The sequence below is a fragment of the Mitsuaria sp. TWR114 genome (assembly GCF_007997345.1).
This window is the reverse complement of the sequence record NZ_VOSR01000535.1, coordinates 1-15,204: the sequence shown is the minus strand read 5'-3', so window position 1 is coordinate 15,204 and position 15,204 is coordinate 1. Positions and strand designations below refer to the sequence as shown.

Annotated in this window: 11 protein-coding genes, 2 tRNA genes and 1 pseudogene; 6 read left to right on the top strand and 8 right to left on the bottom strand. The window is 64.1% G+C overall.

All coding sequences use genetic code 11. The features are described from left to right. On the bottom strand, nt 1-296 hold a 296-nt coding region (locus tag FUT87_RS18715; protein WP_147242000.1), incomplete at its 3' end, for a hypothetical protein. 237 nt (nt 297-533) lie between these two features. Here FUT87_RS18715 and FUT87_RS18710 point away from each other — a divergent pair. From FUT87_RS18710 to FUT87_RS18700, 3 genes are all read left to right on the top strand, one after another. Further along, the gene (locus FUT87_RS18710; protein ID WP_091723982.1) at nt 534-1,238 is read left to right on the top strand and encodes a Crp/Fnr family transcriptional regulator; all 705 of its coding nucleotides are present in this window, start codon (nt 534-536) and stop codon (nt 1,236-1,238) included. Nucleotides 1,239-1,308: 70 nt separating this feature from the next. Then, entirely contained in the window at nt 1,309-2,391 is a 1,083-nt protein-coding gene (locus FUT87_RS18705; protein ID WP_147241999.1) for a phosphotransferase, read from the top strand. A gap of 85 nt (nt 2,392-2,476) precedes the next feature. After that, a tRNA-Pro gene (locus tag FUT87_RS18700) sits at nt 2,477-2,553 on the top strand. An 87-nt stretch (nt 2,554-2,640) separates the two neighbouring features. Here the strand turns inward: FUT87_RS18700 and FUT87_RS18695 are convergent. Then, a complete protein-coding gene (locus tag FUT87_RS18695) occupies nt 2,641-4,116 on the bottom strand; it encodes a bifunctional diguanylate cyclase/phosphodiesterase (RefSeq protein WP_147241998.1) in 1,476 nt (491 codons plus the stop codon). A gap of 346 nt (nt 4,117-4,462) precedes the next feature. Between FUT87_RS18695 and FUT87_RS18690 the strand changes: the two genes are divergently transcribed. The 3 genes from FUT87_RS18690 (at nt 4,463) to FUT87_RS18680 (ending at nt 8,243) form a co-directional block, all read left to right on the top strand. Then, nucleotides 4,463-6,448: an OPT family oligopeptide transporter gene (locus tag FUT87_RS18690; RefSeq protein ID WP_186830622.1), complete on the top strand. Its 1,986-nt coding sequence runs from the start codon at nt 4,463-4,465 to the stop codon at nt 6,446-6,448. 171 nt (nt 6,449-6,619) lie between these two features. Continuing rightward, nucleotides 6,620-6,696 (top strand) — tRNA-Arg (locus FUT87_RS18685). Nucleotides 6,697-7,004: 308 nt separating this feature from the next. Continuing rightward, a complete protein-coding gene (locus tag FUT87_RS18680) occupies nt 7,005-8,243 on the top strand; it encodes a P-loop NTPase fold protein (protein WP_147241996.1) in 1,239 nt (412 codons plus the stop codon). Nucleotides 8,244-8,257: 14 nt separating this feature from the next. Here FUT87_RS18680 and FUT87_RS29030 read toward each other — a convergent pair whose 3' ends face one another. The 6 genes and pseudogenes from FUT87_RS29030 to FUT87_RS29020 form a co-directional block, all read right to left on the bottom strand. Further along, nucleotides 8,258-8,413 (bottom strand): hypothetical protein, encoded by a 156-nt coding sequence (locus FUT87_RS29030; RefSeq protein WP_186830621.1) that lies wholly within the window; start codon nt 8,411-8,413, stop codon nt 8,258-8,260. 52 nt (nt 8,414-8,465) lie between these two features. Next, complete coding sequence (locus tag FUT87_RS18675) at nt 8,466-9,494, bottom strand: hypothetical protein (protein ID WP_147241995.1); 1,029 nt, start codon at nt 9,492-9,494, stop codon at nt 8,466-8,468. 640 nt (nt 9,495-10,134) lie between these two features. Next, nucleotides 10,135-10,287: a hypothetical protein gene (locus FUT87_RS29025; protein WP_186830620.1), complete on the bottom strand. Its 153-nt coding sequence runs from the start codon at nt 10,285-10,287 to the stop codon at nt 10,135-10,137. Between the two features lie 77 nt (nt 10,288-10,364). After that, on the bottom strand, nt 10,365-10,859 hold the full coding sequence (locus tag FUT87_RS18670) for a hypothetical protein (RefSeq protein ID WP_186830619.1): 495 nt from the start codon (nt 10,857-10,859) through the stop codon (nt 10,365-10,367). After that, complete coding sequence (locus FUT87_RS18665) at nt 10,852-14,874, bottom strand: RHS repeat-associated core domain-containing protein (RefSeq protein ID WP_222617200.1); 4,023 nt, start codon at nt 14,872-14,874, stop codon at nt 10,852-10,854. Before FUT87_RS18665 ends, FUT87_RS18670 begins: the two co-directional genes overlap by 8 nt. A gap of 71 nt (nt 14,875-14,945) precedes the next feature. Further along, a pseudogene (locus FUT87_RS29020) lies at nt 14,946-15,204 on the bottom strand (intracellular growth attenuator family protein); the annotation flags it as partial.

Below are 15,204 nucleotides of genomic sequence, written 5' to 3'. Positions count from 1 at the left end.
CGCAGCCGCACGCCGGTGGGGCGTCCGGCGTCGCCCTCGATCTGCCAGTGCAGGCCCGAGGCGGACAACGGGTTCTCGCCCGCGCTGACCTCGGCGCGCACGCAGTCGGGCGTGAGGCTCTCACCGGGATTGAGCTGGACGGGGAACAGCAGGTTCAAGGGCTGCCCCAGCGACGAGGCCGCCTGCGGTCGGCCCACGCCGAGACTCCACGCGGGCGCCGACATCACGAGGATGGCCAGCACGAGAACGCTATGCGACGGCAACACGCCGCGCGGGTCGTGATGATCTCGATCCATGCCCGCTGTCATTGCTGTTGGAGTGCGTTTCACTCTAGCACGGCGCTCCCCGGGACAAACCCGGAAAAGCGCCCCTCCTTCGCCCGCGACGCGCATCGCCCGCGCATCATGCGCGCATCGGCGCGGCGCCATGGGGCGCGCCGCGGGTCCCTCACAATAGGCCGGATGAGGTCGCGACACACGCGGCCCGTCCGCATCTTTCAGGAGACGGCTGGCCTGTCACGCCAGCGACAAAGCATGAACAGCTCGGTTCTTACAATTTCCGAACGCAACAACATCGAGTCGGGGCCGTGGTTCTCCAAGCTGTCACTGCCGTTGCGCAGCGACATTCTGGCGCGCGCCACCGTGCGTCGCCTCGCCGACGGCGCGCTGATGTCGGTGCGCGGCGAACCGGCCGAGGAATGGATCGGCGTGGCCAAGGGCGCGGTGCGCGTCAGTTCGGTCTCGCTGTCAGGCAAGCAGGTGACGCTGACCTATGTCGAGCCCGGCATCTGGTTCGGCGACATCGCCCTCTTCGACGGCCTGCCCCGCACGCACGACGCCAGCGCCCATGGCGAGACCACGCTGCTGGTGATCCGCAAGCCCGACTTCAAGGACCTGCTGCAACGCCACACCGAGCTGTACGAGGCGCTGCTGCGCCTGAACTGCCGGCGGCTGCGGCTGATGTTCGACCAGGTCGAGGACCTCAACACCCGACCCCTGGCCTCGCGGCTGGCCAAGCAGATCCTGCTGCTGGCGCGCAGCTACGGCGTGTCGCAGGGCGAGGAGGTCCGCATCGGCCTGCAGCTGGCGCAGGAAGACCTCGCGCAGCTGCTGGGCGCGTCGCGCCAGCGCGTGAACCAGGAGCTCAAGGGCTTCGAGCGCGAAGGCGCGGTGCGCGTCGAGCCGACGCGGCTGGTGGTATTGAGCAAGGAGAAGCTGTTGGCCATCGCCAACCGCTGAGCGCCCGGCGACCGATCCCCCGGTCCCCGGAGCGTGTGTTTCGCATCTCACGACAACTCCAGGAGACCTTGTGGACGACGCATTCACCGGCACCCGCGCCCCGACGCATCCGATCGACGCCCAGGCGCTCGCCGCCTGGCTGGCGCGCGAGATTCCCGGCTTCACCGGCCCGCTGACGATCGAGCAGTTCAAGGGCGGCCAGTCCAACCCCACCTACCAGCTGATCACGCCCGGCGGCAGCTACGTGATGCGGGCCAAGCCCGCGCCGGTGGCCAAGCTGCTGCCCTCCGCGCACGCGATCGAGCGCGAATTCACCGTGATGCGGGCGCTGGCCGGCACCGACGTGCCGGTGCCGCAAATGCTGGCGCTGTGCGAGGACGAGTCCGTCATCGGCCGCGCCTTCTACGTCATGGCCTTCGTGCAGGGCCGCGTGCTGTGGGACCAGACGCTGCCCGGCGCGTCGAACGCGGAACGCGCCGCGATCTACGAGGAGATGAACCGGGTCATCGCGGCGCTGCATAGCGTCGACTTCCGCGCGCTGGGCCTGGAGGGCTACGGCAAGCCGGGCAACTACTTCGAGCGCCAGATCGGCCGCTGGAGCAAGCAGTACCAGGCCACGATCACCGGCCCGAACGAGGCGATGGACCGCCTGATCGACTGGCTGCCCGCGCACATCCCCGACTCGGCGCGCGACGAACGCGAGGTCTCCATCGTGCATGGCGACTACCGGCTGGACAACCTCGTCTTCCATCCGACCGAGCCCCGCGTGCTGGCGGTGCTGGACTGGGAGCTGTCGACGCTGGGCCACCCGCTGGCGGACTTCAGCTATCACTGCATGTCCTGGCACATCCGCAAGACCGGCGCCGCGCGCGGTCTGGGCGGCGTGGACTTGGCGCCACTGGGCATCCCGGGCGAACTGGACTACGTGCGCCGCTATTGCGAGCGCACCGGCCGTGCCGATCCGCAGCTGGTGATGAAGGACTGGAACTTCTACCTGGCCTACAACCTGTTCCGCATCTGCGCCATCCTGCAGGGCATCGCCAAGCGGGTGGAGGACGGCACCGCCTCGAGCGCGCAGGCCCGCGAGGCCGCGGCAGGCGCCAAACCGATGGCGGAGCTGGGCTGGGGGATCGCGCAGAAGCTCTCGCGCTGAAAAGCCCCCCGACCTCCTGCTTTGGGAGCAGCGGGTCGCGAGTTCCCGGGCAGGCGAATTTCCAGGCTACAATCTGCGGCTTCGTCGGGGCGTAGCGCAGTCTGGTAGCGCATCTGCTTTGGGAGCAGAGGGTCGCGAGTTCGAATCCCGCCGCCCCGACCATTTCTCCAGAAGAGCCGCAAGGAGCAATCCTCGCGGCTCTTCGCTTTTTCAGAGTGGCGACGCGCGGCCGCGCTCTGGCGCTCTGGATCAGCGCCTCGCATCCAGCGGCACCGCCGCGGTCTCCACGAAGATCGACGGCCGGAAGCCCTCCGCGCGCCCTTCCGTCGACTTGTCCGGCTCGGCCGCCAGCACCTCGATCGCGAGCGCCGTCATCGGCTTCGCGAACAGGTAGCCCTGCAGCTCGTCGCAGCCCATGGCCACGAGCTGGTCGCGCTGCGCCGCTGTCTCCACGCCCTCGGCCACGACCTTCAGGTGCAGCACGCGGGCCATCTCGATGACCGCGCGCACGATGGCCTGCGCCTGGACGCTGGTGGCGACATCGGCCACGAAGGCCCGGTCGATCTTGAGCTCCTGCGCCGGCAGCTGGCGCAGCGCGGCCAGGCTCGAGTAGCCGGTGCCGAAGTCGTCGATCGACACATGCACGCCCAGCGCGCCCAGGCGCTTGAACGCGCGGCCGGTGACCGTGGCGTGCTCCATCGCGACCGATTCGGTGATCTCGCAGGTGAAGCGCTCGGGCCGCAGGCGATGGCGCCGCAGGCCTTTCTCGAGGCGCCCGATGAATTCGTCCGAGCGCATCTGGTAGCCCGACACGTTGATCGCGACACGCATGCGCAGGCCCATCTCGCGCCAGCGCGCCGCCTGCGTCAGCGCGGTGTCGGCCACCCAGTCGCCGATCGGATCGATCAGGCCGTAGCGCTCCGCGATCGGGATGAAACGCGACGGGCTCACCATGCCGAGCGTCGAATGCCGCCAGCGCAGCAGTGCTTCCACCCCGGTCACCTGCAGCGTGCGCGCGTCCATCTTCGGCTGGTAGACCAGCTCCAGCTCCCGGTTCTTGATCGACTCCCGCAGCTCGCGCGCCATCGTGAGCTCCTCGCGCAGCTCCTCCTCCTGGACCGCGTCGAAGAAGGCATGGCCGTTGCCGCCCAGGCGCTTGACCGAGCGCATCGCCGTCTGCGCGCGGCGGATCAGCCGGATCGAGTGGCCATGCTCGGGCGACATCGCCACACCCACCGACAGGCTCACCGTCACCGGCGTCGTGCCGACCAGGACCGGCTCGCCCAGCGCCTCCAGCACCTGCCGCACCAGGGCGTCGGTCTGCGATGCCGGGATCTCGCTCCACAGGGCGAATTCATCCCCCGCGAGCCGCCCGACGAGGGACCGCTTGCCGGCGAGCTGCCGCAGCCGCTCGGCGGTGCGCACCAGCAGGTGGTCGCCATGGTCCTTGCCGTGCTCTTCGTTGATCAACCGGAAGCCGTCCAGGCCGATGTAGAGCAGGCTGCCCTCGCCGCCGCGGCGCTGCAGCGCGTCCAGCAGCGCGGCGAACTCGTCCTCGAAGCGGCGCGCCGGCAGCAGTCCGGTGAGCCGGTCCCGACGCCGGGCACCGGAAGCGCGGCCGAACCGTCCCTGGACCGCCATCAGCAGCAACAAGGTCAGGGCCACGCCCAGCAGGACGCCCAGCAGAACCCACATCAGCGTCAACAGCGGCTCCAGATGCAGCAAGGAGGAAGTGGGGATGCTAGGCGCTGAACGCACTTTCGTGCGGCGGCAGCACCGGAATGCGGGGGCTCGTCCGATCGGCGCGCGGTCCGGGCGTGAAGAACTCGGCGTGGCGCGGGCGTCATCCGCGCCGACGGACACGGGGTTCGCAGCCTTCTCGCGACACCTCACCCGTCAGGGCGATAGGCGGGTGGCGATCAGGGGAAACCCCATGCGAGGGCTCGTGTCAGCGCGATGTCAGGCAGGGACAATGCGCGCTGTTTTTTTGTTTCAAAAGAGCGTCCTTCCTGGTCACGAGCCTGGAGCCGGGCGCGGCAACGGGCAACCCGGGAAGAGGATCGAGCACAGCATGGCGCTACAGCATTTGACCGACGAGCAGGTGCAGACCTGGTCGCGCGCGCAGAAGGACGAGTGGTGGTTCAAGAACGTCTTCCGCGGCGACATGGCGCAGCTCTCGCTGCGTTCGGGCTTCACCGGCTTCATGCTGGGCGGCATCCTGGCCGCGACCTCGCTGTACATCGGCGGCAAGACCGGCATCAGCGTCGGCGTGGGGCTGACCTCGGTGATCCTGGCCTTCGCGATGTTCCGCATCTTCGCGTCGCTGGGCTGGGCCAAGGACTACACGATCCTGGAGAACAACTGCACCCAGTCGATCGCCACGGCGGCGGGCTACGTGGTCTCGCCGCTGTTCTCGTCGCTGGCGGCGTACATGCTGTTCGTCGACCACATCGTGCCGTGGTGGCAGATGATGATCTGGATGATCGTCATCGCGGTGCTGGGCGTGCTGGTGGCGTTCCCGATGAAGCGGCGCTTCATCAACGAGGACCAGCTCCCCTTCCCCGAGGGTCGCGCCTGCGGCGTGGTGCTGGACTCGCTCTACACCGGCGAGGGCGGCGAAGGCATGTACAAGGCCAAACTGCTGGCCAAGGTGGCGGCGGGTGCCGCGACCTACCAGGCCCTGATCAGCGACGGCTGGATGAAGCTGCTGCAGTTCAAGCTCCTTCGCATGGACAAGTGGGCCGGCATGACCGAACCCTGGACCTTCCATGAGCGGCTGGACCAGTACTACTACGGCATGGCGGCCAAGGCCGAGATCTGGATCCCGAAGATCCTGGGCACCGACATCCGCGCGCTGGGGCTGCGCCTGACGCTGGACGCAGCCATGCTGGGCGTGGGCGGGCTGATGGGCATCGCGGTGGCGACGAGCTGCCTGCTGGGCGCGTTCGTGAACTTCGTGGTGCTGGCGCCGATCATGATCCAGGCCGGCGACATCGTGCAGCGCGTGGCGCCTAATGGCGCGCCGATCCCGATCTCGCGGGCGGAGATCGTCAACCAGTGGTCGATGTGGTGGGGCGTGGCGATGATGGTCGCGGGCTCGCTGACGACGCTGCTGGCCAAGCCCGACCTGTTCGTGGCGGTGTTCAAGTCCTTCCGTCGCAAGCCGGGCCAGGCCGGCGGCGGCAGCGACCTGCTCAAGGACATCGAGGTGCCGCTGTGGATCTCCTTCGTCGGCGTGCCGGTGATGGGCGTGCTGACGGCCTACATCGCGCACCTGTTCTTCGGCGTGCCGGTGGGCATGGCGCTGATCTCGCTGCCGCTGATCCTGGTGCTGACGGTGATCTGCACGAACTCGATGGCGCTGACCTCGTGGACGCCGACGGGCGCGCTGTCCAAGATCACGCAGTTCACGATGGGCGCGATCGACCGGGCGAATCCGGCGTCCAACCTGATCCCGGCGGGCATGACCTCGGAGATCTCGTCGAACGCGGCGAACCTGCTGAGCGACATCAAGCCGGGCTACATGCTGGGCGGCAAGCCGCGTCACCAGGCGATCGGTCACGTGATCGGCGTGGTGGCGGGGGTGCTGTTCTGCGTGCCGCTGTTCTTCCTGCTGTTCGTGCCGAAGAACGCCGAGGGCCTGCGTTCGACGTCGACCATCATTTCCGAGCAGTTCTCGATGCCGGCGGCGGTGCAATGGCGCGGCGTGGCGGAGATCATCGCCAACGGGCTGCACAGCCTGCCGGCGTCGGCGCTGATCACGATGGCGATCGCGGCGGTGTGCGCGGTGGCGATCGAGCTGATCAAGATGGCGACCAAGGGCAAGTTCCCGCTGTCGTCGGTGGCGATCGGCCTGGGCGTGGTGCTGCCGCCGGAGTCGACCTTCGCGATGTGGGTCGGCGCGATGATCTTCTTCGTGATGGCCAAGGTCCACAAGACGCCGGGCACGGCGGGGTGGAAGCGCTGGGTGGACGGCTGCGAGCCGATCTGCGCGGGGCTGATCTCGGGCGCGGCGCTGATGGGCATCGGCAACGCGATCGTGAACGTGCTGATCTGATCTTCAGCTTGTCGAGAGTCGATCGACCATGGATCGACTTCGAACCGTTCCCCGGCCGTCGGTAACGGCGGTTCGCATGGCACAATTCGGGCCCTTCGGAGGCGTGGGAACGCCCTCCGGGGCCCGAAGTCCGTTCTGGACAAAGGCATCGATCGGTCTACCGATTTCCGTCTGCCCGTAGCTCAACTGGATAGAGCAGCTGCCTTCTAAGCAGCAGGTCGGGGGTTCGAGTCCCTCCGGGCAGGCCAGTTCAAAGATGCGGCGAAAGCGCTCGCTAGGCTTGGCCTAGCGCCTTCCGTGCTCGGTGGGTTCTGGCGAACTGCGTCGAGACGCTGACGCCGGTCAGGCGCACACGTGCACGGATGATCGCTGTGGTGTCGCAGAGCATCGCGGCGCCGTCCGCGGTGAAGTAAAGCCGATGATCCTGGCGCGGTCGTGCGCTGTCGGCCCGCAGCACACCGATCAGCCCCCGAACCTAGGGGAACATAGCGCGGCACGACCTCGGGCCGGGAGGCTCTTGGCACGTCGCTAAAGTCGAGCGCATGGAGGACGAGACATGTCGAAATCGCAAGTGTTCGGGCAAGACGAGTTGCAGCGCAAGCCCTTTGCGGAAAGGGTCATCCGATTCGCCATCGGCCTTTGTGATCAAGAAGTGCTGCCTGCGGGCCGAGTGCTTGCGATCGACGCGCCGTGGGGAAGCGGGAAATCTTGGGTTGCAACGCGGCTCGTTGAGCAGTTGCGTTTGGAGTCCGAAGTGACTCCGATTTATATCAATGCTTTCGAGTTTGATTTTCACCACGACCCATTCTCGGTCCTACTATCTGCAATTTTGGATGCGACAAAAGGAAACGGTCAAAAATGCGGCGTCATCGAGGGATTGAGAACGGCTGGAGCAGCAGTGTTATCAGCAGCATCGCCAAAGGCGGTCGTGGCTCTTGCAGCGGCTGCCGGTTCAACTCTGATCCCAGGATCTGGCGCGTTAGTAGAGTCAATAAGTGAAGCTTTGGGAGATGCATCCAAAGATGCTTTAAAAATCTATTCTGAGGTTAAAAAGACAAGTGATGCATTTCGCAAAGAATTAGGGAAAGTCGCCAAGGACTCGAAAAATCGCATAATTATTGTTATTGATGAGTTAGACCGCTGCCGACCGACATTTGCGCTCGAAATGCTTGAGCGAATCAAGCATCTTTTTGACGTACAAAACCTCGTATTCGTATTGGCCGTACACAAGCCGGCCCTTGAGTCAGCAATCCAACACACATACGGCAATGGCATTGTCCCAAGCCTCTATTTGAGGAAGTTCATTTCCCTTGAGGTGGCCTTACCAAACAGTTTAGGTCGCGGTCGCTCACTCGAAGATCGAGCACGATACTATCGCGAATTCATTAATGCCCGCTTCGGCGCCGCCAACAACGATGTCGATCTACTTTTGCCTCTTGTGGAATTAGCCCCATATTTCGATGCAACGTTGCGTGATCTGGAATACGTGATTCTGCTATCAAAGCTGGCGCCAAACGCAATGCATCGAGGCTTTTCAGCGGTGTACGCGCTGCTTCTATGGATGTTTGATCGGGAAAGCTTCGAACAGATTAGACAAGGACGATCCGAGACGTTCCAGGCGGAGTACCAGCGTTTTGCCAAACACGGAAACAGTCACGGAAATGTGGGGACGCTTCTCGTGAGAGCACTCGCATCACACGTCAGCGGAATCAACAAGACGTCTGAGGACCTTGAAATCATTAAGGACGTCCGCCTATCGTGTAGAGACTTGGATCTCGGGTCATTGCGAATCTAAACGCTGCAGCGCCATTAGCGATGCCCCTCCGCTTCGCCCCAGTCTTCACTGTAGCCGGTGCGATCGACATCGCGAAATTTCCCCGGCCCGACCTCGTGCAGCTGGTCGATCAGCCGAAGCCGCTCTTCGCGCGCGCGACGGCGCCGGTTGCGTCCAAATCGGCGGCTCATCTGTCTCTCCGGAGGTTAAAGCGGAGGGTGAGCCTACCATCCTTGGTACGTCTTAGGCTTTGCCGATGCTCGCGTCTAGCCAATTGAAGAGATGGTCGACAGCCTCCCACCATTCCAATAGTGCTTGCTCGTCCGCAACTTTAATCTTTTGAGAATTGACATCCCGGTATTCGTGCTCACCTTTATGCGCCACCTTATTTCGACAACGAAATAGATTATCCAAAGCTACGGACATTGCGGGGAATTGCTCTTTGTATCCCACACCAATGACTCTCTTCGCGCCTTGACTGATTAGCTCCAGCGCCGAAACTTGCACCTTCTGTGCATCGGACAACCAGTCAAATATTTCGTTCGTTATTGACGTCGCTCCAAAGAACGTGCGCTTCACCTTTACTTCACATGCAATTGCTAGCAGCATGACGGCCAAACGATAATTCTCGGTAAAAATGGCTTCACGAGCTTGGGATCGCAGTTGCTCATGCACGTCGTATTCGCGTGGCTGCTGCAACCCCTTCTGAATTGCATCGAGATTTGATGGGCGCACAGGTTTTGATCCGAGGGCGTGCTTCGAGAACGGGAGGCCTGGGAACGCATCCACGTAGATTGCGTTTGCGGCTGTCGCCGATATTGACTCTTTCCCGTCCTGTATCCACGATACCTCGGCAATATTTTGCGCATTCATCGGTCGCAAAAAAGGAAAGCCGTGCTCGTATCTGAAGTAATCAAGCACACGTCGTGAAACGTCCCACATCGCAAGCAGATAGCGATTCTTAAGCGCGCTCATCTTGTCTTCGTCTGCTGGATCTATATCACTGTCGGCCGAGAGGGAGATTTTTATCTTCTCAACCCCGGGCATGGTTTGGTAGCGCTGAAGAAAATTGCCGGGAAATCCAAGGACAAATGTCACCTGACACGAAAACTCGCGAAACGAAAAGTCGACAGGGAAGCTTCCGATCAAAGGAAAGCAGTCGGCCACTGGTTGTGGGTTGCCGATCGGATCATGCTCAAAATAATGCGTGACAGGGTTGGCCACGAATATAGGCGCATCAAGATTAAGTGTGTAGATTCCGGTCACTTTCATAAATACTCCCTCTGCGCGGAGCATCTTCGCGAAACATGAGCAAAATGACACCCCCTTACCCGGGGGCAGCATGCTCCTGGAGCAACCTGCAAGCACGCCACGCCCTTGTTGCGCCACATCGCCGCGACCTTGTCGCGGTCGTCGAACACGACCACCTGCCTTGGGATCAAACTCGCTCAGCGCGTCCAGTCAGCCGGCGTTAAGCTGCCCATCGGGCGTGTGGTCGCCCTCGCGGCGCACACCAGTTGCAGTTCGTCGGAATCGATCTCGTCGCCGCAGACCTAGCGGCGCAGCCAGGCCCGCGTCTCGTTCGTCACGACGGCGCTGCGGCCGGACCAGATCCAGATGTCGGCATCGGACTTCAACAGCGCTCGCATTGTGCTGATGGCGGGCCACTCGGCTCATCACGGACACAGCGAGGAGAAAGGCGGGCTAGCGCGGCTCGATGGCGATACCGCCCCACACGAAGCATGTCGTGCCAATGGCCGTTACGCCCTTGTTGTCGCAGTTGGCGCAGCACTCCACCAAGTGCCGCCGGTACTCAATCAGCGGCAGCGTGCCGTTGAGGTCGAAGTCCTGCGGCTCACCTAACGGAATTTCATCCTGCCGACTTCTTCAGCGAACCCGAATACTCGACATGTCACGAGCACGCAGTGTTGTCCGGAGTGCTTGAGGCCTGCCGCAGCACTGCCGCGTGAATACCTTCATTGTCGATCGCACCACCCGGGTCGGCCTTGAGCCGCTCCATCGCGGTTTGCACGGCACGCACGAAATCGTCGCGAGCCAGAATCATGGCTCGAGGTTCCCTGAAACCGTCAGCCACACTGACTGATAGGAACCAATCGAAAGATCGGACTCGTGGCAACCGGCTCAAGCGTTCTCCAACACTTCAATTGTTGACTCCAGCACCCGAACGATGTCGTACGCAGTGATCTCCACGATGGCCAACGGCGATGTGACCGCCTCGTCCTCATCAATCGTCCGGGAGGCCAGATAGAGCCGATTGCGATACGGAATCAGAAAACTGAGCGAACTGTCGGTAGTCGCACCCAAATCCAGCACGCGACATGCACCGAACAACTCGCCTTCATCGGCCGCCAGCCGCTGATAAGCCTCCTCCAATGAATGCTGGAGGAACAGCGGCTCGTATTTCGCGTAATCGATCTTGCGTTTCAGCGCGTCGGCCGCCCTTCGCAGCGAAGTAACGAACTGCGGCACATAGGCGGCGTTATCGACCTCACTGATATTCTTCCCGCCAACATAAATATTCACGATGCGCATCTGCCGACTGGACGAGTCCGCCGGTCCGATCTCCACCGCGAATCGCGCAGCGTCACCAATCATCTTCATTTGCAAATCATCCACAACCGGAAAACAGCGCCTTGACCTTCGGGTCCACGACCTTCCCGAGCTTCTTGCCCTTGTTCGTCTCACCATTGGTCGACCCGGCCCAATGGAAATGAAAGTCCCCACTGTCCTGAAACTGGTGGAAGTTTCCAGCGCTGTCCTTCGCCCAGCGGTTTCCTTCGAAGTACACGCTATTTTGGAAAAGCTCCACGTGATTCGGCGGCAAGACACTTTTGCCGGGATTGTAATCCACATTACCGCGAAGAGGCGATTTTCTATTGGGATCGTGATGCCCAGGGTTTTCGTAATAGTGCCAGCCGACCAAGCGGCCTTTAGTCGAGGGTTTCGACCCCTCCACCAGATAGGCAATATTGTCGCCATACTCGATCCGGGAGTTGATCGGATGGCCGTGCTTGCCAATCTGCCCTATTTCCAACGGGGAAAGACCAAGCGGATCGATCCAGCCCAAGGAATTGGCGGCCAACCTGTACAGGTTGGAGCCGGCTGAGAGCTTGAGCAGGTCCGGCGAGACAAAGGCGCCGCTCAGCGGATCGAAATAGCGGCAGAGGTTGTAATGCAGCCCGGTTTCCACATCCTCGTACTGCCCTTGCAGGCGGATTGGATTGGCCACGTCGCCCAGTAGGAGCTCAGCCCGGCCCCACGCCTCGTATCGCGCTGCCCAAACCACGCGCCCCTTGTCATCGGTCAATCGGTTCGGGCTGCCATTCGGATCGGTGTGATAGCGATAGCTGACCTGCTTTTCGACCATCGCCAACGGCACAAAGCTGCCTGGGTAGTAGAGGTATTCGCGCCGCTCCCCCACCTTCCCTTCAGCGACAAGTCCGTCACCCTCCCACCCGAACCAGCTTTCGTTGGTTCCACTCCGCTTGAACACCCGCCGCCCCATCGGGTCGTAACCGTAGACGGTCTCGGCCTCGTCCGGCTCCGCGTCACCGAAGGTCGCTCGCCTGCGACTGCGCACCAGCCGCTGATTCGCATCCCACGCCAGCGCCAGCGTCTTCGGCTCCTCGCCGTCCAACTGCCGCTCATCGCGGCGCTCGATCAGGTTGCCCGCCGCGTCGAAGCGGTAATGCACGCCCTCGCACCAGCCCTCGCGCCGCCAGGTGCCGTCCCGCTTCACGCCCGTCGTCAGCCGATCCCCGGCCGGATCCTGGAAGAACTTCTTCAGCTTCCCCTGCGGATCGATGTGCTCGACGATCTGTCCGAGCGGGTCGTAGCGGAACTGGTCCAGGCCGTACTGGCTGTCCTTGCGGTGCGTGAGATTGCCGGCGGCGTCGTAGGCGTACTGCGTGCTGAAAAGCCACTCCGACTCGCGCCGCACGCCCTGACCGGTGAGCCGGCCCTCGGCGTCGTACTGGTACTGCCGCTCGAGGCCCGGTGCCAGCGTCTCCTTCACCACCTGCCCGTTCTCGTCCCGCTCGATCGTGATCGGCGGTTCGTCGTTGATGCGGATGGCCGTGGGCTGTCCGAGCGCGTCGTACTCGTAGGCCACCGTGTTGCCGGCGCTGGTCTCGCGCCGGATGCGACGGCCCAGCAGATCGAATCCGTTCTTGATGACGAAGTCGCCCTGCTGCTCCTCGATCAAGCGTCCCTCGACATCGAGCACCCGCTTCACCGTCACATGCTCGTTGGCGCAGCCGGTGAGGTTGCCATTCGCGTCGAAGTCGAAGGTCTCCTCGAACTGGCGTCCCGCCGCGAATGGATGCTCGAAGCGCTTGCGCCGGACCCGGCCAAGCTTGTCGGTCGTGAAGTCGATGACACGCCCCAGCGGATCGACGCTCTGCTTCAGATGCCCGGCCACATCGAAGACATACCGCGTCGCCTGCCCCCAGTAGTCCACTTCCTCGACCACGCGCCCGAGCGCATCGCGCCTGAGCTCATACATCTCACCGCGCTGGTTGCTCACGCCGATGAGCTGCTCTTCCGTGTCGTAGTGGTACTGCACCACGTGGCCGTCAGGCTGATGGCGCTTGGCGATGAGTCCCTGACCGAAGTACTCGAAGCCCGTGCGCGCCCCGTTCTCGTCCTCGTGATGCGTCAGGTTGCCCTGGGCGTCGTAGGCGCAGCGGATGCGCGCGCCCGTGGGCAGGGTCGCCTCGACGAGCCGCCCCTTGCGGTCGTAGCGATAATGCGTGGCACGGCCCAGGGGGTCCGAGCGCTCGAGCACATTGCCCAGCAAGTCGCGCTGGAGCCGGGAGACATGTCCCAGCGCATTCCTCACGCTGACCAGCTGGCCATCGGTGTCATAGCCCAGCCGCGTCGTCGCCTTCAGCGCGTCGCGCACGCTGAGCAGCAAGCCGTCCGCGCTGTACTCGTAGGCCGTCACCGCGCCGAGCGGGCTCGTCTGCTCGGCCAGCAGCCCGCGTTCATCCCATCGCTGACGCCAGCTCGCGCCGTTGGGATCGGTGATCGCCACCGGCTTGTCGCGCGCGTCGACCTCGATCGTCATCGCGCTGCCGTCCGGCCGCGTGAGCTTCAGCAGGTTGCCGCGCTCGTCATAGGCGTATTCGGTCCGGTGATTCGCCGCGTCCACCACCGCCGTCGTGCGGCCCACCTCGTCGTACTCGAAGATCGTGCGGCCGCCCAGCGGATCGATCTCCAGGATCGGCAGGCCGTGCTCGTCGCACTGGACCGTGGACACATGCCCCAGCGAATCGGTGATCCGCACCTCGCGGATCGCGGGCCAGTAAGCGAATTGGTAGTCGTACAGCCCGCCGTCGCCCCACGCGCGCACGACCTGCCACTCCTCGCCGCCTTCGCCGCGCTTGTCGTACTCGTAATGGAAGGACAGTCCCGTCCGGTTGGTGTGCCGCACCATGTGGCGGCCGTCGTAGGCGAATCGGTAGGGGTGGTCCAGTTCATCGCGGACCGCCGTCAGGCAGCCCTGCGCATCGTGCTCGTAGCTGACGAAGGTGTGGCTGAACTCGGCCTCGGCCACGTACAGCGAGAGCGACCGGATGAAGCGCCCGGCGTACTCGACCAGCAGATGTCGTCCGCCCGATTCGCGGATCGCGCTCAGCCGGCCCTCCACCCATTCGTAGAGCAGCCAGTTGCCGCACAGGTCGCTGACGCGGCCCAGCGGCACTTCCCGCAGCTGCCCGGTCACGGGGACCGTCAGCGACTTCGGGAAGTGATAGGTCAGATCGCCCTTGGTGCGCACCCGCCACTCGTCACCGTGGTCGCTGAGCCGCGCGCCATCCATCAGCTCCAGCACCGCCGCCGCGTCGCCCTGCGCGGCCGGCAGCGCGGGGAAGAGTGCCGGCCCGGCATCCGGATGGAAGAACACCACGCTGCCGTCGGCCGCATCGATCTCCAGCCGCGCATCGGCCGGACTCTCCCAGCCGACGCCGCACGCCCCCACCCGCTCGCGCCCCGAGGCGTAATTGCGCACCCAGTCCATCGGGACACGCCAGGGCAGGCTGAAGTCCACCTGCTCGACACTGACCTCGCCGGTCAGGATGTTCACCGGCTCCGCGCGCAGCACCTTGCACTTCAGGAAGCCGGGGTCCATGTTCTTGAAGAGCTTCTGCCGGAACTTCTTGAAGCCCGCGCCCATCGCCTTGCCGAGCCGCGACTTGGCCAGCTTGCCCAGGCCCGCGAAGGCGCCGCGCGCGATCATGCCGGCCATCGAGATCGTCGGCGCGCCGCCCACCTTCACCGTGTTGGGGATCGCCAGGTTGAAGCTGGTGGGCAGCAGGTTGGGCAGCTTGAGCTTTTTCTTCTTCGGCCGCGGCGGGCTGGGCATGCCCGCGATCTGGCAGCCCAGCACCGGCAGCGCGAGGTAGGACAGCGGATCGCCGTCGGCCACCACGGTGGCGCTGCCCATGAACAGCTCGTCGTCCTTGTCCGGAATCATCGGCGCGAACGGGAAGCCGGGCGGGATGTGCACGACGATCGCCGAGGTGCCGGCCGTCGCGCGCTTCATGCCCATCACCTTGACGGTCGCGCCGATGAAAGGCAGGTAGTCGAAGGGATCGAACACCACCGACAGATGCGGCGTGGGCAGCGGCACCGGGCCGGCCGGCGTGGTGCACAGATGGATGTCGATGCCCAGCTGCGGGTCACCGTGCTTGGCGGAGAGATTCATGCGGCGGGTCCTTGGGCGGTCGACGGCGCCGCGGCGGGGCCGATGGCGCCTGGCATCGCGATCGGCCAGGATGGACCGAACAGGCCTCGTGCCTGTTCGAACAGCTCGAGGAAGGCGGCGCTGCCGCCAGCCGCCTCGCCGTCCGCCCTCGCCTGCGCCGCATGCTGCAGCGCCTGCTCCTCGTCGAGGTGCTCGCGCTCGACCCGGCGCAACTCGGCCACATCGGCGGACGACTCCAGCGCCGCGGCCTGCTGG

What these genes read in the sequence shown, in the direction of transcription:
- FUT87_RS18710 (WP_091723982.1), top strand. Translation starts at nt 534, where the DNA reads ATGAACAGCTCGGTTCTTACAATTTCCGAACGCAACAACATCGAGTCG.
- FUT87_RS18690 (WP_186830622.1), top strand. Translation starts at nt 4,463, where the DNA reads ATGGCGCTACAGCATTTGACCGACGAGCAGGTGCAGACCTGGTCGCGC.
- FUT87_RS18680 (WP_147241996.1), top strand. Translation starts at nt 7,005, where the DNA reads ATGTCGAAATCGCAAGTGTTCGGGCAAGACGAGTTGCAGCGCAAGCCC.
- FUT87_RS29030 (WP_186830621.1), bottom strand. Translation starts at nt 8,413, where the DNA reads ATGAGCCGCCGATTTGGACGCAACCGGCGCCGTCGCGCGCGCGAAGAG.
- FUT87_RS18675 (WP_147241995.1), bottom strand. Translation starts at nt 9,494, where the DNA reads ATGAAAGTGACCGGAATCTACACACTTAATCTTGATGCGCCTATATTC.
- FUT87_RS29025 (WP_186830620.1), bottom strand. Translation starts at nt 10,287, where the DNA reads ATGATTCTGGCTCGCGACGATTTCGTGCGTGCCGTGCAAACCGCGATG.